At 36.0% G+C, this 20,650-nt stretch carries 15 protein-coding genes; 13 read left to right on the forward strand and 2 right to left on the reverse strand.

The annotated features are described in order from the left end of the window. Positions 1 to 56 precede the first annotated feature (56 nt). Positions 57 to 3,518: a M60 family metallopeptidase gene (locus tag RV15_RS10035; protein WP_071877916.1), complete on the reverse strand. Its 3,462-nt coding sequence runs from the start codon at positions 3,516 to 3,518 to the stop codon at positions 57 to 59. 648 nt (positions 3,519 to 4,166) lie between these two features. Here RV15_RS10035 and RV15_RS10040 point away from each other — a divergent pair. Next, positions 4,167 to 5,669 (forward strand): helix-turn-helix domain-containing protein, encoded by a 1,503-nt coding sequence (locus RV15_RS10040; RefSeq protein WP_245791328.1) that lies wholly within the window; start codon positions 4,167 to 4,169, stop codon positions 5,667 to 5,669. Positions 5,670 to 5,699: 30 nt separating this feature from the next. On the opposite strand, the gene RV15_RS10045 is transcribed toward RV15_RS10040, so the two are convergent. Beyond that, positions 5,700 to 7,175, reverse strand: a complete 1,476-nt coding sequence (locus RV15_RS10045) for a helix-turn-helix domain-containing protein (RefSeq protein ID WP_071877981.1) — start codon at positions 7,173 to 7,175, stop codon at positions 5,700 to 5,702. 254 nt (positions 7,176 to 7,429) lie between these two features. Between RV15_RS10045 and RV15_RS10050 the strand changes: the two genes are divergently transcribed. From RV15_RS10050 to RV15_RS10105, 12 genes are all read left to right on the forward strand, one after another. Continuing rightward, entirely contained in the window at positions 7,430 to 8,119 is a 690-nt protein-coding gene (locus RV15_RS10050; protein ID WP_071877918.1) for a DNA-binding response regulator, read from the forward strand. An 87-nt stretch (positions 8,120 to 8,206) separates the two neighbouring features. After that, the gene (locus RV15_RS10055; RefSeq protein ID WP_071877919.1) at positions 8,207 to 8,491 is read left to right on the forward strand and encodes an EF2685/EF0750 family sortase-dependent surface protein; all 285 of its coding nucleotides are present in this window, start codon (positions 8,207 to 8,209) and stop codon (positions 8,489 to 8,491) included. A 179-nt stretch (positions 8,492 to 8,670) separates the two neighbouring features. After that, a complete protein-coding gene (locus RV15_RS10060; RefSeq protein WP_217265817.1) occupies positions 8,671 to 9,393 on the forward strand; it encodes a WxL domain-containing protein in 723 nt (240 codons plus the stop codon). Positions 9,394 to 9,416: 23 nt separating this feature from the next. Next, a complete protein-coding gene (locus RV15_RS10065) occupies positions 9,417 to 10,085 on the forward strand; it encodes a WxL domain-containing protein (protein ID WP_071877921.1) in 669 nt (222 codons plus the stop codon). Between the two features lie 41 nt (positions 10,086 to 10,126). Beyond that, positions 10,127 to 10,843, forward strand: a complete 717-nt coding sequence (locus tag RV15_RS10070; protein WP_071877922.1) for a WxL domain-containing protein — start codon at positions 10,127 to 10,129, stop codon at positions 10,841 to 10,843. 254 nt (positions 10,844 to 11,097) lie between these two features. Beyond that, entirely contained in the window at positions 11,098 to 12,177 is a 1,080-nt protein-coding gene (locus RV15_RS10075; RefSeq protein WP_071877923.1) for a WxLIP family cell surface protein, read from the forward strand. Positions 12,178 to 12,279: 102 nt separating this feature from the next. Then, positions 12,280 to 14,907 (forward strand): lectin-like domain-containing protein, encoded by a 2,628-nt coding sequence (locus tag RV15_RS10080; RefSeq protein WP_071877924.1) that lies wholly within the window; start codon positions 12,280 to 12,282, stop codon positions 14,905 to 14,907. A 113-nt stretch (positions 14,908 to 15,020) separates the two neighbouring features. Then, positions 15,021 to 17,546 (forward strand): hypothetical protein, encoded by a 2,526-nt coding sequence (locus RV15_RS10085; protein WP_071877925.1) that lies wholly within the window; start codon positions 15,021 to 15,023, stop codon positions 17,544 to 17,546. 19 nt (positions 17,547 to 17,565) lie between these two features. Beyond that, positions 17,566 to 17,931, forward strand: a complete 366-nt coding sequence (locus RV15_RS10090) for an LPXTG cell wall anchor domain-containing protein (RefSeq protein ID WP_071877926.1) — start codon at positions 17,566 to 17,568, stop codon at positions 17,929 to 17,931. Beyond that, entirely contained in the window at positions 17,924 to 18,715 is a 792-nt protein-coding gene (locus RV15_RS10095; protein WP_071877927.1) for a WxL domain-containing protein, read from the forward strand. Before RV15_RS10090 ends, RV15_RS10095 begins: the two co-directional genes overlap by 8 nt. Before the next feature lie 29 nt (positions 18,716 to 18,744). Next, entirely contained in the window at positions 18,745 to 19,494 is a 750-nt protein-coding gene (locus RV15_RS10100; protein WP_071877928.1) for a WxL domain-containing protein, read from the forward strand. A 74-nt stretch (positions 19,495 to 19,568) separates the two neighbouring features. Further along, entirely contained in the window at positions 19,569 to 20,636 is a 1,068-nt protein-coding gene (locus tag RV15_RS10105; RefSeq protein ID WP_071877929.1) for a WxLIP family cell surface protein, read from the forward strand. Positions 20,637 to 20,650: the final 14 nt, after the last annotated feature.

Raw genomic sequence — 20,650 nt, forward strand, 5'->3', positions numbered from 1 at the left:
CTATTTTTAGAAAGAATGTCCCACACAAAAGTCAAACTGATGCAGTTGTAAGCTATTTAAGGGATGGTTGATAATGTCCAAAGGAGTTCACTAGAAAATGAACCAATCGTTTTGTTGGCTGTTTCAGGAACGAATAGATGGATACTAGGAGTATCACTTGTTTGCTCATTAAAGTAAAAACGCCAAGTACCGCTACCTTCGCCAGATTTAGCTGTTAAAACATTTTGATTAGAGCCTTGATCATGTTCATCAAACGTTAAAGTGAAATCTGAATTTATAACAGAGGGTACTTTCGTGCCATCGGTTTTCTTTTCAGCGTAGATATTCGAGATTGAAAAAAGTGCTCCAGCTAAAACGTCATTGTTAGATGTTTTGAATTGTTGGCTTTGTTGTACTTGTAAAAGCCAATTTCCAGGTGCTGTTCTAGTATCTGTAATTTGAATATAATACGCTGGTTCAGGCAACTTTTCAGCGGTAATATTCATTGTTTTTCCTGAAATCGGATGAGTCCCAAAACTGATAGCTGGAACAAAATCGAGGGATAATGTTCCGTCTTTGGTGTAAACATAGGTAACGGCTTGATCATTTACATTGAAGATACCTGTATTATTTTCAGGTGTTTCTTTTAAAACATAACCTTCAATATCTTTAGGTGTTGTTGCGTAAGTTGCGCCGATTTTCCCAGTTAAAACATCTGATTTATGGATGGGAGTGTTCTGATCGTCTACATAATTGACGGTGACGTTACCAACTATCTCATCTGGATTTTCGTATAATTTCAAGCCCTTATCTGTCACTAAAAAGTATTGAGTAGGTCCACTGAAGGTCTCGTGTTTTTCCCCCTCAACAAATGCTGTTAAGGCTTTTGTAACATATTGTTGGCTATCCGCATCGAGAGAAATCGCCTCTTGATTGACTCTAGCATGTGTAATCTCTATCACATCGCCTGTTTCCAACGTAATATTTTGATCATTGATCATCTTAGTAAACGCATTCGCTCGGGTACTGTTCTTTACCTCTATTTGTGTGGGCGTTTTCTCTTTATTCAGATAAGTGACTGTCATATTGAGCAAAGGTTTCGTTGAAGGATCTGATCCGTTCATGGTGTAAGGATCAGATCCTTGGGCAATGAGCTTTTTATTGTCTTTGTCAAAAGTCAAAAGTGTACCGTATCCTCCGTGTCTAGGAATAACGATTGTATCCTCAAAGTAATAATTGAAAGGAATCGTATAATCCCCAACACCTCCAAACAGACTGTTTTGAGCTTTGATTGATATAGTCTGACTAAGATAACTGGATAACGTTTGCCCTTGTTTAATGCTTTGTGTAGGAAGTGTTGCGCCAAAGGAAAAGGTAATATCGCCGTTAACAGGATTAGTGTAACTCGCAATGAAATCATCTGTCGTCAAGGTTTTTGCAATAGGAAATTCTGTTTGTTTCCATTGGACTACAGGAGCGAAATCAAGTTCTTTCCAACCACTAGGAGTAATGATGTAATAATACGTATCTTTGTTTGTTATAACCTTTGTACCATTTATATAGCGGGACACGCGTTTGGTTGATTCTCGATGATAAATCTCTATAATATCATTTTCCGCTACTTTGAACTTATTTAATTTATTAGCAAAAGCAAGGCCTGTATCTCTACCATATCCTTCAGCGTAAAGTTTTTTCTCTGTCATCTGTGCACTATAAACGGTTACTTTAGGATAAATATTATTTGGTATATTTTGCAAAATTTGCTTGAGGTTTCCGACAGCAACCAACTCTTGGGTACTAGGATCATAGTCTATAGCAGCATAAGAACCATTTTGACCAGACATGACATACGTATTATTGGGGATGATTTGTGTTTGGACATTTAATCTATTGGTGATCAACCGATCATTTTCAAAATAGGCATAACCATCTTGGATACTAAAATTTGTTGGATCAGCAATATCACTTTTAAGATAGTGAACGGGAGAAGCAATTGGTTCTGAATGAAGATTAGAAAAATATTTTTCTAAAGAAAAGCGATTTAGATCTTCAAAACGGGTCGTAATAACTGGAATAGTAGAATCTAAATCAGCATAAGGTAATGTATAAGATCTATCTGAAATGCGATACGTTCCGTCCTTTTCTTCTTGTTCAGTTGCTAGGATATCTTTCCAAATTTCCTTCTCTAGTGTCGGTAAATGAAGATTAGCTAACGTTTGTTTCGTATCATCATCTATCTTAAAATGCCAAAAATCAAAATAAGGAGTCAAATCTCGATTGGCTATTTTTGAAGTCATAATAATGAAAAATTGCTTTTTCTCATCACTAGTAACTGGTAATTGAGAGACCGGAGTAGCTCGATATAACTTATTAAGCTCAGGGTAAAAGTCATAGCCAAATGTTCTAGGTAAGGTAACAAACATCCCTAAAGCAGCAAAATGAAAATCAGTGGGATATTTTGCTATTTCTGCATTCAAGTCCCATAAAGGATCATTTTCTAGGTTGGTAAAATAGCGAGCCACTTTTTCTCTATATTTATTATTTTTGTTATTAGGACTCATGATAGCGTCGTAGGGGCTATTATTACCAGTGAGATGTTTTTGGACATGATCTGAATAAATATTGACAGTAACTTCCCCCATATCATCCCAGGTATAATACATATTTTGATAAGAGTGACCAATCTCATGGAATAGTCCCCAGTTGGTCATATTATCGCCAGAACTAAAGACTTCCCGATCCCCTGTTGTAGCACTATGTATCGCTAAAAAATAGTCTGTACAGTAAAATTTCCCAGCTCCACTTGTAGGATTGGCGATATGAACACGCTGTTGGGCTTTTTTAGTAATCCCACTGCCATTAAAGTCAAGTCCGGCAGCTTCGTTTTCTAGCTGAATAGCTTGGGAGACATACGTCATAAACCGATTGGCTTGTTCTCCTTGCAGAAAAATATCTTTTGCCCGATCCATGCGGATTGTAGCAATCGCGTCATTGTTTACAAATTCCATAAAAGGAACATCACTAAAGAGCTCTAGTGAAGCTTTAAATTCTTCGATAGAAGTTTCTCCTTGAATAAAATAAGGAACATTGATGTTTTTAGATAGACTAGCATGAACAGTCTGCGTTGTAGAAGAATTGACTAGATAGACCATTCCGCCCGTTAAAGTATTGGTGAAGCGATTCTCTCCTTTTTTGAGTTTCAATTTTCCAGAATTGAACTGAAGGTTTCCATCAGTCAGGCCAACAACATTAGTATAGTTTCCCCATTGACCAACATACAATTCTAAATTTTCGGGTGTCTCATCGACATAAATGATGATCTCTTCATCCTTTGGCAAAAAAACACCTGTAGGTTCAAAGGATGTATGGGTATGTGAGCGTTGCTCTTTTCTCTCGTCATTTTTTGCATCTCCTCGAGGAATGATCGTCATTTTAAGTAGATCAGTTGATTCGGCGTAAACGCTATCCGAGACAAACATTACGTTTGTAAGAATGGCTAGAATAAGTAACCAAAATAAGTGCTGTAATTTAATGTTCAATTAAATCATTCTCCTTGTCGTTCTGTTGTAAATTAAGACGTACGATGAACGTTAATATATTTTTTTGACAATAATTCATTAAATAACATTATATATCTTTTAAAAAGGAATTTCTTTCAAATAAGCTTTTGTGGGAAGGAAAAATAGAAAGTAAGTCTAGAAATATTATTTGGAGTAAATGGCATGTTCTGTTTAGTTGAGAGCAATACAGAACAAGTGTTGCTATTGTTTTGAAACCAGATATACACTAGCTTGGCAAGGGGGGATTGTTTATTCCTGTTTTTTTTGCGTTTAGATATAAAAAAACAATGAAAATGAGAAAAAAATAAAATCTAATTATTTCAGTGAAAGAAGAATCTATTTACTATTAATTCTTGATAGTACTAGGTTTAAATGTGTTTGTTCTGATCATAGTTGATTTTAATAAGGGGACATTCTTTTTTTTTGTCTAAAAAATAGACTTAATGAAGTAATAAAAAATATAAAAAATAATTTAATATAAATAGTTGTTATTTCAAAAACTTCTCAAGTGGAGGAAAAGAAAGGAAAAAACAAAAATTAGAAACAGTTATGATAATAACGTTGTTGAAAATATTGAAAAAAGAAATAAAGATGATAAAAAGAAGGTGAATACGTGTGCGGATTTTTTTGGACGATATTTATGATAGACGTATAAATGTCTTGAGCTATATAGATAATCAAAGAAGAGAGGTAAGTCTAGCAGAAATTGCGAAAGCGACAAATCTTTCAAAGAAAACAGTTTCAATGATCATCAAACAATTTGAACAGGAATTGGATGTTTCCAAAGAGCAATTTGAGGTTTATTACATAAATCAAACGATACAAGGTGTTTATGCGAATAATCTAGACATAGTAAGTATTAGTAATAATCAGTTGAAGCACTCCATTTTATATAAGATGATCAAACATATTTTTTTAATGGAGAAAATCGATGCAATCACTTTTTGTGATATCGAGTTCATCAGCCCTGCGACATTTTCTCGTCATCGAAGAAAACTACAAAAAATATTGAATCAATGTGATTTAAGTTTAACTAGAACGAACGAAATAAGAGGTGACGAGTTAAGAATCAGAAATTTCTTTTTTTTATTTTTTTCGAATGCGTCCAATATTTGGGCATTTGATCAAGAGGTGTATAAAGAGATGGAAGAATACTTTGGGGAGAGAATAGCTGGTTGGGAAAATATGAATTGCATAAGAAAAAGACAGATCTGTTTATTACTCTATATTTGTATTGTTCGTATCAGCCAAAAAAAAGTGATGAAAAAGTCTATTTTAACGGTCTTATCTGAGCGATTTCAGGATGGAATTTACACAAAGGTATTTTTTGAGTATTTTCACTTAAAGAAAAATCGTCCAGAACAACAGTCTTGGGATGAAACAGGTGCTGCTTTGTTATTGCTTTATAAGGAACGTTTGGTAGATGGAGAAGGATTTGTGATCGAAGCACATCAGAATTTTTTTAATGAGGAGAATTTTAAATTAGTGAAATATAGTCACATATTAGCTGAAAAGCTGATTGAGACTTTCTTTCAAGGAAGCAGCACACCGCCACTTTATTGGAAACTTAGAAAAGAGCTAGATATGATGCATTTGTTGATGGAGACGTGCTTTATTGATCCGAAGCTGTTTTATTACGTTTATGATGAAAAAAATTTTTTCTATGCAGATCCGACTGAGAAAAAAATCCAAAAGAATATTCAAACCGTTATTGAAGAGCTAATCACGAAAACAGAATATGGTTCTTTTTTTAAATCGATTAAAAAAAATACGTCACAAGAGACATTGACTGATTACGTCTATCTCGTTACATATACAATTTTAGTGAAATTTATGCACGTTGAGTTACCTAAAGTACGTATTCTAATTCAAAATTCTAAAGTATTTGTAGGCCCTATCATATCGCAAAAAATCGAATTACTTTTTAGCGATAAGATAGAATTTGTCCAAAACCAACTTAGTTCACCGGATATTATTGTGACAGATACCGAACTAACGGAAAAAAGTGACAAGGCCAAGGAAATATTCATTTCTTCTTTTTCAAACAGTTCAGATTTGGACTTGTTGCTAGAAGAAATAGTGAAAAAAATCGTTGAACACTACGATGATCGCCACTTGTATTTAAGTTAGAGAATCAGCGATTTCAAAAATGAACATTGCTTAAGCATTATGCAAAGCATAAATCTTCCCACTGATAAAAAGAATTAGCTCTCTCCAAGAGATTTGATCATGGGAATGTTCAAAGTGAAAGGTTCTTTCGTTAGAATCTTCTCCTTCGAAAGCATCAGAAATAATCACATCGGCGTCATCTACATCAAAAGTAAATTCTAATGTTGAATCCCCAAAAATGGTGAGTAGATTATTCTTAACAAAGTCATAAATAAAATGATTGTTAGAATGCTGAATGAAGATCAGTAACTTAGCCTCCCTCTCTCCACTTTTCAAAATAGAGTTAAAAAATTTTGCCATAAAAGAGACAAGACCAGCATTCATATGTTTGCGTAACAAAGGTTCTTTGCCTAGTGTCTCTTTTACGAAAGAACGATAAGACGATTCATCAGAAGAAAACCAGTTCGCTTTAGAGACAGTCGTATCATCGACGAGAAATTTTCTGAAATTGATGCCAATAAAACGAATATAAATCAAGCAAATAATCAACAAATAGTAATTTTCCAGATAACTATCAGAGGATAGTCTCACTTTATACTTAGCTAAAAGTTTGTCTAAAGTACATGTGGTCAACTCAGCTAATGGTAACTTCGACTGGGCAAGTGATTGGGTAATCACTTGTCTTTCTTCAACTGAATCAATATTTGCGATAAGGAATCTTGATAGAAAACCGAAGAAATAGGCTTCATCTTTCTCATTGACTTGCTCAAGATCTACATTTTCTAAACTTGAAAATAGTTTAGTAGGTGCGACAGTTTCAAAATAGACAAGATAGTCCTTAAACTCTTGTGATAGGGTCAAGCTTTTTTTCCTATACAACGCACGCCAGTAGGTGACATTTTGAAAATATCTAAGTCTAGTTTGTTGTGAAGGCGAAAGTCTTTGATCATTTACAGCTAGTGGAAGTGTTTGGTAAGAACTTGGAGTTTTTTCGAAAGGCCATTCTACCCCTTTATAAACATTCCAGAACAAAACGAATCCTAATGCACGAATATTTAGTTCAGCTCCTTGAAAATTTGTTTTGTAGATAGAAGGAGAAAAAGAAATAGTCAAATCAAAAGGACGCAGTAGTTTATTTAAAAACGTTAAATTTGAATAAACATGAGAGGGACTTAAGTTCAAATCCTGAGCTAATGCCTCAACAGAAATATAATGTCGTTTTAAAAGCGCTTCAAGGATCGAAAATTTTTGTGAGATTCTTATGTAATACAGTCTCATAGAGTCAAGGACGTAGCTAAAAGTCAATGAAGGAGCCAATTCAACGATATAAAAGAGCTTCCTTTTCTTGATTGTGACTTGTCCATGTATAAATACAGTGTCTAAATCATCAACGAGTTGCTTTTTGTAACGATAAAAAGTTTTGCTGGAAATATTGAATGAGTCCATCATTTGCTGTGTTGTGGTACCAGCTTTAGCATAGAGAAGTTGCTTTAATAGCTCAAAACGAAGGGTTTCATTCTTCTTCATAAAAACAGTTTCCATGTCGTTTTAACAACTCCTTTCAAAATCTTGAGACTATCATAACATGGATATTTACTAAGCGTATATTATTAGCATTTTTTCAAAAAATATTGTCGGGATTTCAATAACTTCTTCGGGAGAAGATGATATCGAAAACAAAATAAAACAAAATATTATATTATTATTTTTGAAGGTTTGATATAAAAAAAATATATTATAAAAAAATACATAATACATAGAAAAAGGAGCAGAGGATAATAATGTGTAACATAGGCATGCTTTCTTTAGGAAATACTGCGGAAAATAGAATCGACATAGAGGAAATTAAAGAAAAACATACAATTATTGAAATAACAGAGAATTTAGAGTTACTAGAAAGCTTTGATGCAGTTATCATTCTAGAAGAAAATATTAGTGATTTAAGTAGGATCTGTGAATTGATCTCTAAGATAAGACAGAGATCAACTTGTTATATCTGGGTCATGACAGTTGCAGATCAATCAGTTGGCAAGTTAGTTTATTTACAACTAGGAGCGGATGAAGTTTTTGATTTGAGCAGGGAAGCAAAAGAAATTGCTTTTATTATGGAAAACTCAATGCTAAGAATCAAACAACTTCAGGTCAAGAAGGGCAGTGAAACAGAAAATCATCATAGTGATGAGTTACTTAAACTGATCCCAACGAATGTTAGTGTGATGATAGAAGGAAATGAAGAAATCGTTTTAACAAAATTAGAATTTCAAATGATGGAATTATTATTAAGACATCAAGGAACTGCGGTTATCTATGAGACGATTTACCAAGAATTGTGGAAAACAGAGACAACAGAAAACAAGCAGTATCGAATCGCAAATATTATCTATCATTTGAGAAGAAAAATCGAGAAGAATGTCAAGAAACCAATTTTTATAAAAACGGTGCGATCTAAGGGATATATGTTGAATATTTGATTGTGTTAATCATGTAGAGTGAATAGTTAATGACGAAGTAGCAAGTAAAAAATGGTGGCTTTCGGGCTGAGAAGGTGAAAATGACGAATGAAAAACAAATTACTGATCGTAATCGGGATGATCATTTTAGTGAGTGTAGGATCTCCGTGTTTTGCATCTGAGGCAGATAGCGAGATTGGGATTTTATTTACTGAAAAAGATTCATTGCCAAATGAAGCAAGTATAGTTGAACAACCAAAGAAAGATAGAGTGGAGAATAACAGAGTATTACCTAAAACGGGTGAAGACAATAGAAATATGTGGTCCTTCATAGGTAGCGTTGTTTTATATGGGATTTTTTTAACTAGAAAAAATTTAAAGCTTAAAAGGTGAGCAGAATCGCGAAAAGAATTTACGGAAGGAGTACTAGAAATGAAAACGAAAAAAATCATGTCGCTTAATCAAGCGCTGATTTCTCTGTTCTTGCCAATTTGATAAAGGGATTGTAAGAACTTAGAAATTAGTAAGAAACAGAAAAAATTAACAGAACGAGGGGAATAGAAATGAGTAAAATGAGTTTAAAACAAGGGATAATGGCAGGGATGTTAGCAGTATCATTATTGGCAGCAAACAGTACAGTACTTGCAGCGGAAACAACGACTGGAAATGATAACGATGGGACAAAAGCAACTTCTCATGGGCATATCGATTTAAAACCTAATGAAGGGAAAGAGTCACCAGAAGTACTTGTTCCAGAAGAAGAAAAAACAGAAGCACCAGATACTGAAACACCTTCAACAGGCAACAAAGGCCCACTAACGATCGATGCAATTTCAGCGCTAGAATTTGGAGCGTTTGAGCTATCTGGAACAACTGAAGTCTATTCAGTAACGAATCAAGTTGACGGAATTAAATCAAAAAAAGTGCAAGTAACAGACCGTCGTGGAACGGGTGCTGGTTGGAACTTACAAGTGAAATCATCAGAATTCGCAGATAAAACAGATGCTAAGAAGATTTTAAAAGGGGCAACATTATCTTTTCCGATAGGACGTATGGATAAAACAGAAGGAAATACGTCTGCAGAGCCAAAGAAGTCTGAAGTTACTTTGATAACAGGAAATTCGGAGCTGGATTCATTTATGAAAGCTGAAGCAGGTGCAGGTTTAGGATCATGGATGAATGTAATGAATTCAAGCGAAGTTGAAATCAAAGTCCCAGCAGGGAATTTAGCAGGTGACTATTCAGCTACTTTAGAATGGTCATTGATCAGCGTACCAACAGCAGAAGAAAAATAAATTAAAACAAAGGAGATTTTTTTATGAAATTCATTAAAATAACAACATTATTATCACTATCAACAATGGCTTTAATCGGTGCATCACAAGTTACGTTTGCAGAAGACGCACCAGCAAAAAATCCAACATCAAAAGGAATTGTTACATTAACTGCTGGAGACGGTGCTGCCATTACACCTCCAATTGATAAGGATACGCCCAAAGAAGATATAACAAATCAACCTGGACCATTATCAATTGATGTTGCACCGAATTTTGATTTTGGTACCGATAAAATCGGTGTAGGAACAACCGAATATCCAATTAAAAATACAAACAATCCCTATGTCCAAGTAACGGATTCTCGCGGAACAGGTGCTGGTTGGGATTTGAAAGCTAAAATCACAGAATTTGAAACAGCGGATAAAAGCAACAAGTTAACAGGTGCAACACTTACTTTAGCATCTAAAGAACTTCAAACAACCAATCCTCAAGGTGTGGCATTCAAAGCGCCCGTTGGTGATGCTAATGGTGTTACATTAAATGATTCACCTCAAAGCTTGCTACTTGCTGAAGCGGGTAACGGTTTAGGAACTTGGGCTAATTACTTCGATAAAGGAACATCTAAATTAACAATTCCAGGTGGTAACTTTATTGGTGAGTATTCAGCAACACTTGAATGGTCATTAAGTACGACGCCTAAAGCTGACTAACCAATTAACTAAAGGAAAATGTTTTCAGTTGGAGGATTAGAATGAAAAAAGGAAGTGTACTGAATCTGGTAGGTTTATTCTTTTTACTGCTTACTTTTACTATGCAAAAGGTAGAAGTAAACGCCAGTCAAGTAAACTCCAAAGATAACCAGATTGAATTCACAGAGAATACGAGTGTTAAACCGCCACTAGACCCTCTTGACCCTAATAACCCAACACCACCGATACCACTAGATCCGTTAGATCCAACGAATAAAGGTACGGGAAATATAGGTGCGTTAACAATTGATTATGTTCCGAGCATTAAATTTGGCAAACAACAATTAGCCAATGGGGATAACCACTATTTTGCTCTGAACAAAGATCCTTTTGTGCAAGTCACTGATTTACGAGGCGTAGGGACTGGTTGGAATTTAACAGCACAAGTCTCTAAGTTTATGAATAGCGATGGCACAAAAGAATTAAAAGGTGCAGTTTTATCTTTTAAAGAAGGTGTTGTTAAGACCCGATCAGGCAATGTTTCCTCTGCTCCAGAGGGGGATGATCTAGTCTTTGATAGTCAAGATACATATACGTTGATGCAGGCTGGAGAAGGTAGCGGTAAAGGCACATGGTTAGATGTTTTTTCAGGGGAAGCGAATAATAACGAAAACATACAATTACTCGTCCTTGAAGGGTCAGCGGAAACCAATATTCGCTATACAGCAACGATCAACTGGGCACTGTCAGATATACCAAAACCAGCAAATAATGAATAAATGAGCATAACATATAGTGTAGTGCAGCCGCTATATTTGTCTCGATAGTTAGAGGCTGAGACAAAAGCGTTTAGCTCCGAAAAATAAGAGGGAATTCACGAAAATTGCTCTTCAAATTTTTGTGAATTTCAGCTTATTTCCGAAGGAGCTGCTTTTTTCTCGCCGTTTATTCGATTTAGAGCGCGAAACAAAACTGATCTTTAGTTTTGTCTCACACCCTTGTTAATAAAAAGCGATGGAAGGATAACGAAGTAATGCAAAGAAAATTAAAAGCCGCACTGTTTACGTTTAGTATCATAGTGGCATTATTATTATTGCCGCAAGTAGTAGCAGCCAAAGAAGAATCTGGAGAAGCAAATTTTTCAGCAAGAGCAGAGATTCCAGAGAATCAAGTAGATAAAAATCAAACGTATTTTGATTTAAGGATACAACCAGGAATGGAGCAAGATTTAACGTTAGTACTGACCAACCCAACGAAAGAGAAAGTCAGTGTGACCGTTGAGCCAAATGTTGCGACGACCAACCAAAATGGTGAAATGGACTTTACTAAACACCCCAAAAAACAAGATAGCACGTTGCAATATCCATTTACTGCGTTAATCTCCGACAAACAAGTCGTTGAACTTGCTTCAAATGAAACAAAAAATGTTACCTTCAAACTGAAAATGCCGAAAGAAAACATAGAAGGCATGATATTAGGTGGTTTTTACCTCTACAAAAATATCGGTGAAGAAGAAGAAAAAGCAGAAGCAAACGTTCAAATAAAAAATCGGTACTCATATGTAATCGGAACAAAACTAACAATTGATGATCAGAAAGTAAAACCCGATGTTGTATTAAATGAAGTCAAACCAGATTTATTGAACTATCGAACAGTTGTGACTGCCAATCTTCAAAACATCAAACCAACAATGATCGGTAACTTTAAAGTAGCAGCAAAAATCTACAAAAAAGATGATACAGAAGTACTTCATGAAACAACAAAAGAAAATATGAGTATGGCACCAAATTCAAACTTTGATTTTCCAATTAATTGGGACAATCAACGCTTAGAACCAGGAACGTATCGATTGAAGCTTCAGGCAAGTTCGAATGATGAAAACTGGGAGTTTGACAAAGAATTCACCATTGTGAAAACAGATAGTGATCGATTGAATAAAGAGGCAGTTGAATTAGAAGAACAACCAATGAATTGGTATTTAGTAATTGGCGTAAGCTTAGTCATAATTGTATGTGTGATTGGTTGCGTAATGCTTTACAAGAAGAACAAAAAGAAAAAAGAACTACTGAGAAAAAAGATGAAAAAGAGAAAGAAAAAAGTGTCTAAAAAATAATGATCTTTAAGGAAGCACGTTCTAATAAACATTCCTAAAAACAAATTGGGAGCGTAAAAACTTCGGGAAGACACAATATGAGAATAGGAGGTTTCCCACCAAATGAAGCAAATAAAAAAAAGGAGCTACGTGCTACTGATCAGTGTCATAGCAGTATTTACCTTAGTTTACATAAATATACAGTCGGATATCAGTGCGAATGAACAAAAATCTGTTAAGAAATCTAATGATTCTCCAATTATGGATAGAACAAGTTTATTGAGGGCAAATACTGGAATAGGTAATCCACCAGAACATGTGACCTTAGAGGGGATTTTCCAGTTACCAGCTATTTCAGATAGTACGTTGATCGGAGATGTGGTTCAAGTAACAGACAATGTAGGCGGTCAAGAAGGAGCTATTTGGTCAACACCTAATAATCTATTGGATTTGACGCAAGATTTTGAGCTTGAAGCCTACCTTTATTTTGGTAATAAGAAGACAAATAACGGGGACGGCATGACATTTGCCATACATAATGATCCCGAGAGATTGACAAGTAAAAGAGGAATAATTGGGGAACAGTTAGGTGTTTATGGAAAGCATGATCCTAAAACTAAGTCCAATACGGTCGGAGCCTTAGAAAATAGCTTCGTTGTTGAATTTGATACTTATTATAATGATAAAGGAATGGATGGTTTTTTATCCTATTGGACCTACTTTAATAAAGCACATGTGGCCTATGCCTTTCCTAGCAGAGAAGACTCTTATGGTAACGCCTATGCGAATATGCTGCCAACATTGAACCATCAATCCACACAAGTGTATACATCTTTAGCTAACGACCAATGGAATAAGTTTACTGTTTTTTGGGATAGTGAAAAAAATGTCTTAACCTATCAGTACGGTAGTTCTCCTCAAGTAGCGGTACCTATTGATCCACAAGTGATATTTGGCACGAATGATGTAATTTGGGGATTCACTGGTTCAACAGGTGGTGCGATGCAGTACAGCCGGGTTGCATTTACGAAAGTTCCAGGTCTAGTGAATGCGAAGTCAAATATCACAGTTGTTGATAGTATGGGAAATCCTGTGGACGGAAAAACACTAAAAGCCAGACAAAACTTGACTTATACTGCAGAAGTCACGTATGAATCTGGGAAACAAGATTGGTTTGATGTATCAGGAGTAGCGAACCTGAATGAATCTGTGGATTATGTTCCTGGCTCACTGAAAGTAGATGGTGTCACTATTGACGATACTTCTTTTATTGAAAGCAAGCGAATTTCTTTAGGCGATCTGTCTTTAACATCTACTACCAGAAAAATATCGTTTGAAGCACAGACGAAAGAATTGACGGCGAATCAAAATGTTTCAGATACGATCAGTTTTGCTGGGAAAAACTATATGTCGAATCCAGAGACATTTAATTACCAAATCACCGCAAGTACTGTTAAGGATAGCCTAGCGATAGATCCAATCGCTCCTTTCAATAAAAGTACTGATATTACGGGGAATTGGTCACTCAAAAACCTCCGGAAATTGAAGTCACTGATCTATCAAGTGGATGATGGCGCAACCATTCTTTTACCAAAGGAAACATATGCAACCAATAAAGAGGAATTTAACCCTTGGAAGCTGCAGTTATCACAAGAGCTGATTGATTCCTTGGATGTAAAAAAAGAGCATGTCCTAACTGTGACGGGCATTCCAGAACAACCATTGTCCGGGCGACCAGAAATTCAAGCAACAGCAAAATTTGCCGTAAAACCGAAACAAGTAACTTTAGATGCTGCTATTACGGATAAAGCGACATCAATCGAAGGTACAGGGATTCCTGGATTAACCATCCAGTTAAGAGATGAACAAGACAAACTTATTAAAGAAACGACCGTAGATCCTGAAGGGAAGTTTGTTTTAAGTCCACTGATGCGAATGAAAGAAGGCACAAAGGTAAACTTAATTCAAAAAAGCCAATTTGCTATTAGTGAACCTTTGGAAGCCACTGTTGAGCATTTAGAACTAGCACCTAAATTAGTCGTTGAAGGTGATGGTGAAACAACAACCATTTTAAATGGGGCAGATTTTACGATCAAAACGCAAGTTTCTGGTGAAGAAGCGGATGATTTAGTGTTGAAATATGCGATTAATGGTGCTGTGAATGACTCAATGACTGAAATCATCGCAAATCCTACAATCAATGAAGTTCATACAAGAACTGCAACATTAAAAGCAGAAACGTTACCTATTGGGGAGTACAGTCTGACCGTTGTAGCTGAGTGGAAGACAAGTGGAATGAAATCTACTGTTGGAAAAATCAACTTATTGGTAGTAGCGGGAACGATGAGCTTCAGTAAAGTACCAGCAGAAGTCAGTTTTGAACAAGGCGCCATTACCAATCAACCACAAACGTTGGCTAGAAAAGCTGGTTGGGATATTCAAATAGAAGACTTTCGAGGAAAAGGGAGTAGAACAACGCTTTACGCTAAACTGACAGGCGATTTTAAAACGAAAGAAAACCATATTATTACTAATTCGTTGATTTATGTGAATCAAAATAACCAAGTCACACCAATCCCTATGGACAGTAGTATTAAAGTATTCGAACGAGAAACAACAGAGACTTTTGCCAATGTAGTTGTTGATTGGCAAGCGAATCAAGGTATTCTTTTCGACTTGAAACCTGGAAATTACAGCGGAACTTATCAAGGAGAGATTGAATGGACATTGTTGGATATTCCAAAAGCATGAATTAATGAGCTGTTCAAATACGAATTTAAAGATATTATTTGTGTCAGAAAGGGGAAATATGAGTGAAAAAAAGGTTGATAATTGTAGGATGTGTATTCTCAATAATAATATCTATGAGTATTTGGCAAAACACAGAGTTAATCAAAGCTAAGACCATTACAGAAGATGAATTATCTGAGAAAAATTCTGAAGTTGAATCAACAGAAACTCTAACAAGTAAGATAACGGAGATGAGATCAGCGGATGGTTATGTTGAAAATCCTGAACTGGAAGGGTGGACAAGAGTTGTAGGGAGGAGCCCTAGAGCTCAAATACCTCTATCTGAAGAACAACGTTTAGAATTTAGCTTTCAAGGTTATCAAGACCCGGTACCGCCAATGAATAATGCTGACAGAAGTTCTTTTTTCCCTAATGTCTATTTCGTGGATAAGGATCAACTTATTGGTGGATTATTTTCTTGGAATTTCAAACCTGGGACTAGTTGGCCAGTAAATCTAGTCTTTGGAAGCGCTAATTCATCGAAACCAGAAGATAAAATGAGTGCATATACAGTTGATAATCCGAGATATTACAAAAAAATGAACGGTAGTGGAAATACGACAAGCTTGATGGTTAAAGGAGATAAAATCCGAGATTTAAGCAATTATGCTCCTGTAAACACCAAATCCCGATTTGATATCACTATTATTATGACTGCGTTTAATGGTGCGGTCAAAATAGATACATTTGTCAAAAACAATTCTGATCCTGTCATGGTTCAAGATGAATGGTATAAAGAGGTTGTTTTGTATACGATGATGGATACTAAATTAGCAAATAACGACTCAGTACCTGTTCGTTTTCTAGGTGGAAATAGAGGCTTATATATCGAAAATCCAAGTCCAGATAAGGCAAAAGTTTATCGTTTAAATTATAATTTTAAGGTTTCTAATCCAGTAAATAATTGGAAAGCTGGTAGATATACTGGACCACTTGATATTTCTGTTGTCTTTAGTCCAAGTTATGGTGGTTTTCCAACCTATGATGCTTCAGGAGCAGAAGCCTTAAATGGTGTAGCAGGTACAAATGCGTATGATGCGTACCCTAATAATATTCCTGAACCCATTGATACTGCAATTTTTATGAAATCAGCGAAACAAGCTTTTCCGATTGGTTCCGTAATCGGCTACTCGTACAGTGTAGGATTGGAAAAAACAGATGAAGATACTCCAGTTGCGACTGGTGATGGCTTAATTTTAAAAGTAGATAAAAATCTTGATACCTATTCAGGTGAAGGAAAAGGATATACGCTATCAGGAACATTTAATGATGAAACTATGTTTTTAGAAGATATATCGTATTCTATCGGTAGCCCATTTAATATGAAACCAGTCTTAAGTTGGATTCATAATACCAATCCTGGGACAGATATGCCATTTAACTTTCTTGTAAATAAAGATGAATTAAAACAAGGGCAGAATGCTATTTTTCTTAAAGCCAAGAATATAAATGGTGTGGAGTCTGAGTTGGTTGCAATGATACTAAATGTTACTATGCCTAATCCACCGAACATTTCTGCAAATCTGGCTATAGACAAAGCGGAAATCTTAGAAGGGGGAAAAGTAACATTTACTTCGACCATTCAAAATACAGCAGTGGCACCATCACCTTGGGACAATGTGATGTATGAAACAACCAACGCTTTTCCAGCAAATATCGATGTTGATTTGAAAACAGTCAAATTGAACGGTGTAGCAGTACCTGCATCTGATGTTACATTTGGCGCAGATCGAAAACTGCAAGTGAAACTGGGGAATGTCGAACCGAAGACCGAATTAAAACTGACCTACGATGTTCTATCCACCATTGCTGTCCCAATATTGACCAGCTCTTTTGACGTGAGTCAGGCATTTAAAGTCAGCGGAACGGCATCAAATGGTGAAGTAGCAGAAAGTACATCTGGGGAATTAAAAACATTCACAGTCAAACCAAGAGCTGCGAAACTTACGCTACTACATTTAGAAGAAGGAACGACCCCTGAAAATGAACTTTACAAAGAAGAGCCTAAAGAAGGCTTGATAGGAGAGAAAGTTGTGATAACTTCTCATCCAACCGAAGACTATATTTTAAGTAAAGTGCTGATTGATGGTCAAGAAAAAACGCCCTTACCAGAAGCTGATTTTGAAGTGGTCTATGGAGAGGTCAAAGAAGTCAAATTTTATTATAAAGGTGTCTTAAGACTTAATTCAGTTCCAGAAATCATGGACTTTGGGCAGCATGAGGCAACGTTTAGAAAAGTTCGTGTAAACCAACCGGATTTAGCGGGTCAGAAATTAGCTATAACAGATACCCGCCAAAGCAAAAAAGAATGGACACTAAAAGCCGTTTTGATACAAGAATTCACTAATATCGATGATCCAAATTCCCAAATGACAGGAATTCTACGTTACAACACAGGAGCACAAGACAGCGAAACTATTTTTGAATTAAACAAAGTAGAAGAACTGATGCGACATACAAATGACTCTAAGAGTGAATTTGTTGTGAGTGATACTTGGAGTGAAGCTGGTTTTGGGTTCAAAATGGAAGTACCAAACGGCGGAGGGAAAATCGGAAAGTATCAGGCTCGTATCGAATACCAATTGGGCGATACGCCATGATGATGAAGGAGAATAGCCAATGAAAAATAGAAAAGGAATTTGTCTTTTCATCACCTCTATTCTATTCAGTATGATGCTGTTCATTCTTCCGATGAAAAGTCTTGGAAGTGAAGGTGCCGTTCAGACTAAGGGGGAAGTAACGTTAATTAATGGAACGACTGCAACAAGTGGAAGTCCTACCTCAACAACAAAAGACGCATCACTACCCAATACCAAAGGACAGAGTCAAAAACCAATCGGGCGATTGCCTTCTACAGGTGAGTTGGTACAGAAAAGTTTAACCATTAGTGGAATACTAATATTGTTGATTTTTTTGACGGCTTATTTTTTAAGAAAGAAAAATAAGCAAAGTGAACGCAAGAAAGGAAGGATGGATGATGAATAAAAAATCAATACTTATTCTGACCTTCCTAATGTTTACTATAGCGACGAGACCAGTTATTAGTCAGGCTACAGATCATTCTGGCGGTGCCATTTTTGAAATTGAAAAGTCTAGGTCCGATAGCTCTCAGATTCAAGATCCAGAAGATAATAAAGTAATCGTAAATCCAGGAGAGATTCCTCGGACTGAAGGCGATTTAAGAATCGACTTTGTCCCTTACTTAAACTTTAGTACGGTCGAAATGACAGACGATAGAAGTGTGTTACCTGTTAATGCACAATTGTTTCACGATAGTGACAAGGTTCGCGGCAATTTTATTCAAGTAACCGATCAACGTGAAAAACCTAGCGGTTGGACGATTCAATTAAGACAAGAAACACAATTTAAACAACTGATGAAACACGGTGCCCAATTAAAAGGTGCGACCATTTCATTTGATCGTACGTGGACGAATTCTGCCACGAACAGTCAATACTCACCAGAAGTATCAAAAGAAGTGATTCAAATGAATCACGTCGGTGAGACCTATACAATAGCGACTGCAAAAGCTGAACAGGGCATGGGAACTTGGAGTATCATATTTGGTGCGTCAAAAGAAAATACAAATAAGCAACAACCAACCATATTTCCCAGCATCAACAATACTGGCAACATAATCGAAGATCCAGTATTCAAGAAACCTAGCTATGTAAATAATGCAGTCAATTTAACCATTCCCAAAACTTCTGAAAACGAAGCGGGAACATACTCAACGGTGTTAACTTGGATAATAGCCGAGTTGCCATAAATACAAACAAATCTTAGGAGGAAATACAAATGAAATTCACACACAAATTATGCGGAACAATCTTACTAGCAGCGTTAACAACAGCGGCAGCAACAGGGACAGTGGTAGCAGCTGAACCAGACAGTACAATGGACGGAAATGTTGGTAAAGTTGAGTTTACAGATGCAACGTATGAGGAAGAAACGGATAATCCAGTACCTGATACAGAGGAAAAAGATCCTGAAAAACAACCAAACGGGAAATTCTTGATTCGTAAAGTGACACCACTAGATTTTGGTAAAGCAGAAGCAAGTGCGACCAAAGAAATCACGTCATTTGCCAAAACATATGTGCCTGTTGGAAATCCTAAAGCAGAATCTGCTAACTATATTCGTTTTAAAGATGATCGCCAAGTAGATGATCACACATACCAATTAACAGCTAAAGTAACAAAGCAATTTGAATTCAAAGACGGCGAAACACTAAGAAAATTAGACAATGCAACGATCACTTATGGTCACCAACGTCTACTTGATGCTGCTGAAAATGGTATCCAAAATCCAGGAGAATCTGGATTGCACCACGATGCAGTAGTGAAATTCGGCGAGTCTACACCAATTTTCACTAATACTGGAGCAAAAGGTCGAGGAGACTACTTTATCGCTTTCGGTAAATTAGGTGACGAGGCTAAACCAGGTAACCAAGCAGTCAAATTAACGGTTCCATCTGGTACAGATGTTCGTACAGGAACGTATCAAGCAACAGTTACTTGGACACTTTCAGAAACACCATTAAAATAAAAAGGTAACGCAAACGAAAGTAAGCTCACCGATTAAAAAAATCGGTGAGTTTTTTTAGAAAGGTTGATTTATAGATGAAAAAAAGAAACGCATTTTTATTAATCTGTTTATTTTACATAGTTAGTATGATTGTGACAACAGAGAAAACATATGCTACCGAAGCAATCGCCACGCCCTATACTTACACAGTAGTCAAACCAGAAAATCAAGAAGGAGATGTTGGGTATTTTAACTTAAGAATGACACCAGGGAAAAAACAAAAAATTCAAATAGAATTGAAAAATGATGTAGATAAAGAAGTCACTGTTGGTGTCGAAATCAGCCAAGCAAAAACAAATTCAAATGGTGTGATTGAATTTGGCCCAAGCCCAATTAAAGACGATTCCTCACTGAAATTTGACTTGAAAAAAATGGTGACAGGGCCTGAGAAAGTTGTCCTTCCACCAAAGCAAAAAAAGGTATTAGAATTAACAATCGATATGCCCGAAACAAGTTATGACGGTATTTTGACTGGTGGAATTCACTTGAAAGTGATCCCAACCAAAGAAGAAGAGGAAGAAAAAAAGAAGCAAAAAGGAGTTATCAATGAGTATGCTTATCTGATTGGTTTAGTGTTGAAAGAAACAGATACACCGATCGAACCAGAATTAGAACTGAATAACGTTTATCCAGGATTATCCAATTATCGTAATGCTATATTTATTAACTATTCAAATATACAGCCAGATTTTGTCAATGATATGGATATAGAAGCCCAAGTCATGAAAGAGGGCTCCAATGAAATTTTGTATGAAACCAAGAAAATCAAAATGCGAATGGCCCCTAATTCGATGATCGATTTCCCTATATTAATGAACTCCGAAAAAATGGAGCCTGGGGAATACAATGCTCATATCCTTGTAAGCAATCAAGAAAAGAAATGGGAATGGACGAAAAAATTTAAGATTACAAAAGAAGAAGCCGATAAATATAATGCGCAAGATGTGACCTTGATTCAAGAAAGAGGGATCGATTGGGGACTGATTGGTCTGATTGTTTCTGGGATAATCGCTGTTTTTGTCATCATTTTTTTCATTGTTCAAGTAATCAACAACAGTAAGAAAAAGAAAAGAAAGCAGAAGAAAAGTAAAAAAAATAGCTGAGGAGGCATGACCAA

Origin of the sequence: Enterococcus silesiacus (genome assembly GCF_001886225.1) — a bacterium.
Taxonomy (GTDB): domain Bacteria; phylum Bacillota; class Bacilli; order Lactobacillales; family Enterococcaceae; genus Enterococcus_L; species Enterococcus_L silesiacus.

What these genes read in the sequence shown, in the direction of transcription:
- RV15_RS10095 (WP_071877927.1), top strand. Translation starts at nt 17,924, where the DNA reads ATGAATAAAAAATCAATACTTATTCTGACCTTCCTAATGTTTACTATA.
- RV15_RS10090 (WP_071877926.1), top strand. Translation starts at nt 17,566, where the DNA reads ATGAAAAATAGAAAAGGAATTTGTCTTTTCATCACCTCTATTCTATTC.
- RV15_RS10105 (WP_071877929.1), top strand. Translation starts at nt 19,569, where the DNA reads ATGAAAAAAAGAAACGCATTTTTATTAATCTGTTTATTTTACATAGTT.
- RV15_RS10065 (WP_071877921.1), top strand. Translation starts at nt 9,417, where the DNA reads ATGAAATTCATTAAAATAACAACATTATTATCACTATCAACAATGGCT.
- RV15_RS10050 (WP_071877918.1), top strand. Translation starts at nt 7,430, where the DNA reads ATGTGTAACATAGGCATGCTTTCTTTAGGAAATACTGCGGAAAATAGA.
- RV15_RS10055 (WP_071877919.1), top strand. Translation starts at nt 8,207, where the DNA reads ATGAAAAACAAATTACTGATCGTAATCGGGATGATCATTTTAGTGAGT.
- RV15_RS10075 (WP_071877923.1), top strand. Translation starts at nt 11,098, where the DNA reads ATGCAAAGAAAATTAAAAGCCGCACTGTTTACGTTTAGTATCATAGTG.
- RV15_RS10060 (WP_217265817.1), top strand. Translation starts at nt 8,671, where the DNA reads ATGAGTTTAAAACAAGGGATAATGGCAGGGATGTTAGCAGTATCATTA.
- RV15_RS10080 (WP_071877924.1), top strand. Translation starts at nt 12,280, where the DNA reads ATGAAGCAAATAAAAAAAAGGAGCTACGTGCTACTGATCAGTGTCATA.
- RV15_RS10070 (WP_071877922.1), top strand. Translation starts at nt 10,127, where the DNA reads ATGAAAAAAGGAAGTGTACTGAATCTGGTAGGTTTATTCTTTTTACTG.
- RV15_RS10045 (WP_071877981.1), bottom strand. Translation starts at nt 7,175, where the DNA reads ATGAAGAAGAATGAAACCCTTCGTTTTGAGCTATTAAAGCAACTTCTC.
- RV15_RS10100 (WP_071877928.1), top strand. Translation starts at nt 18,745, where the DNA reads ATGAAATTCACACACAAATTATGCGGAACAATCTTACTAGCAGCGTTA.
- RV15_RS10085 (WP_071877925.1), top strand. Translation starts at nt 15,021, where the DNA reads ATGAGTATTTGGCAAAACACAGAGTTAATCAAAGCTAAGACCATTACA.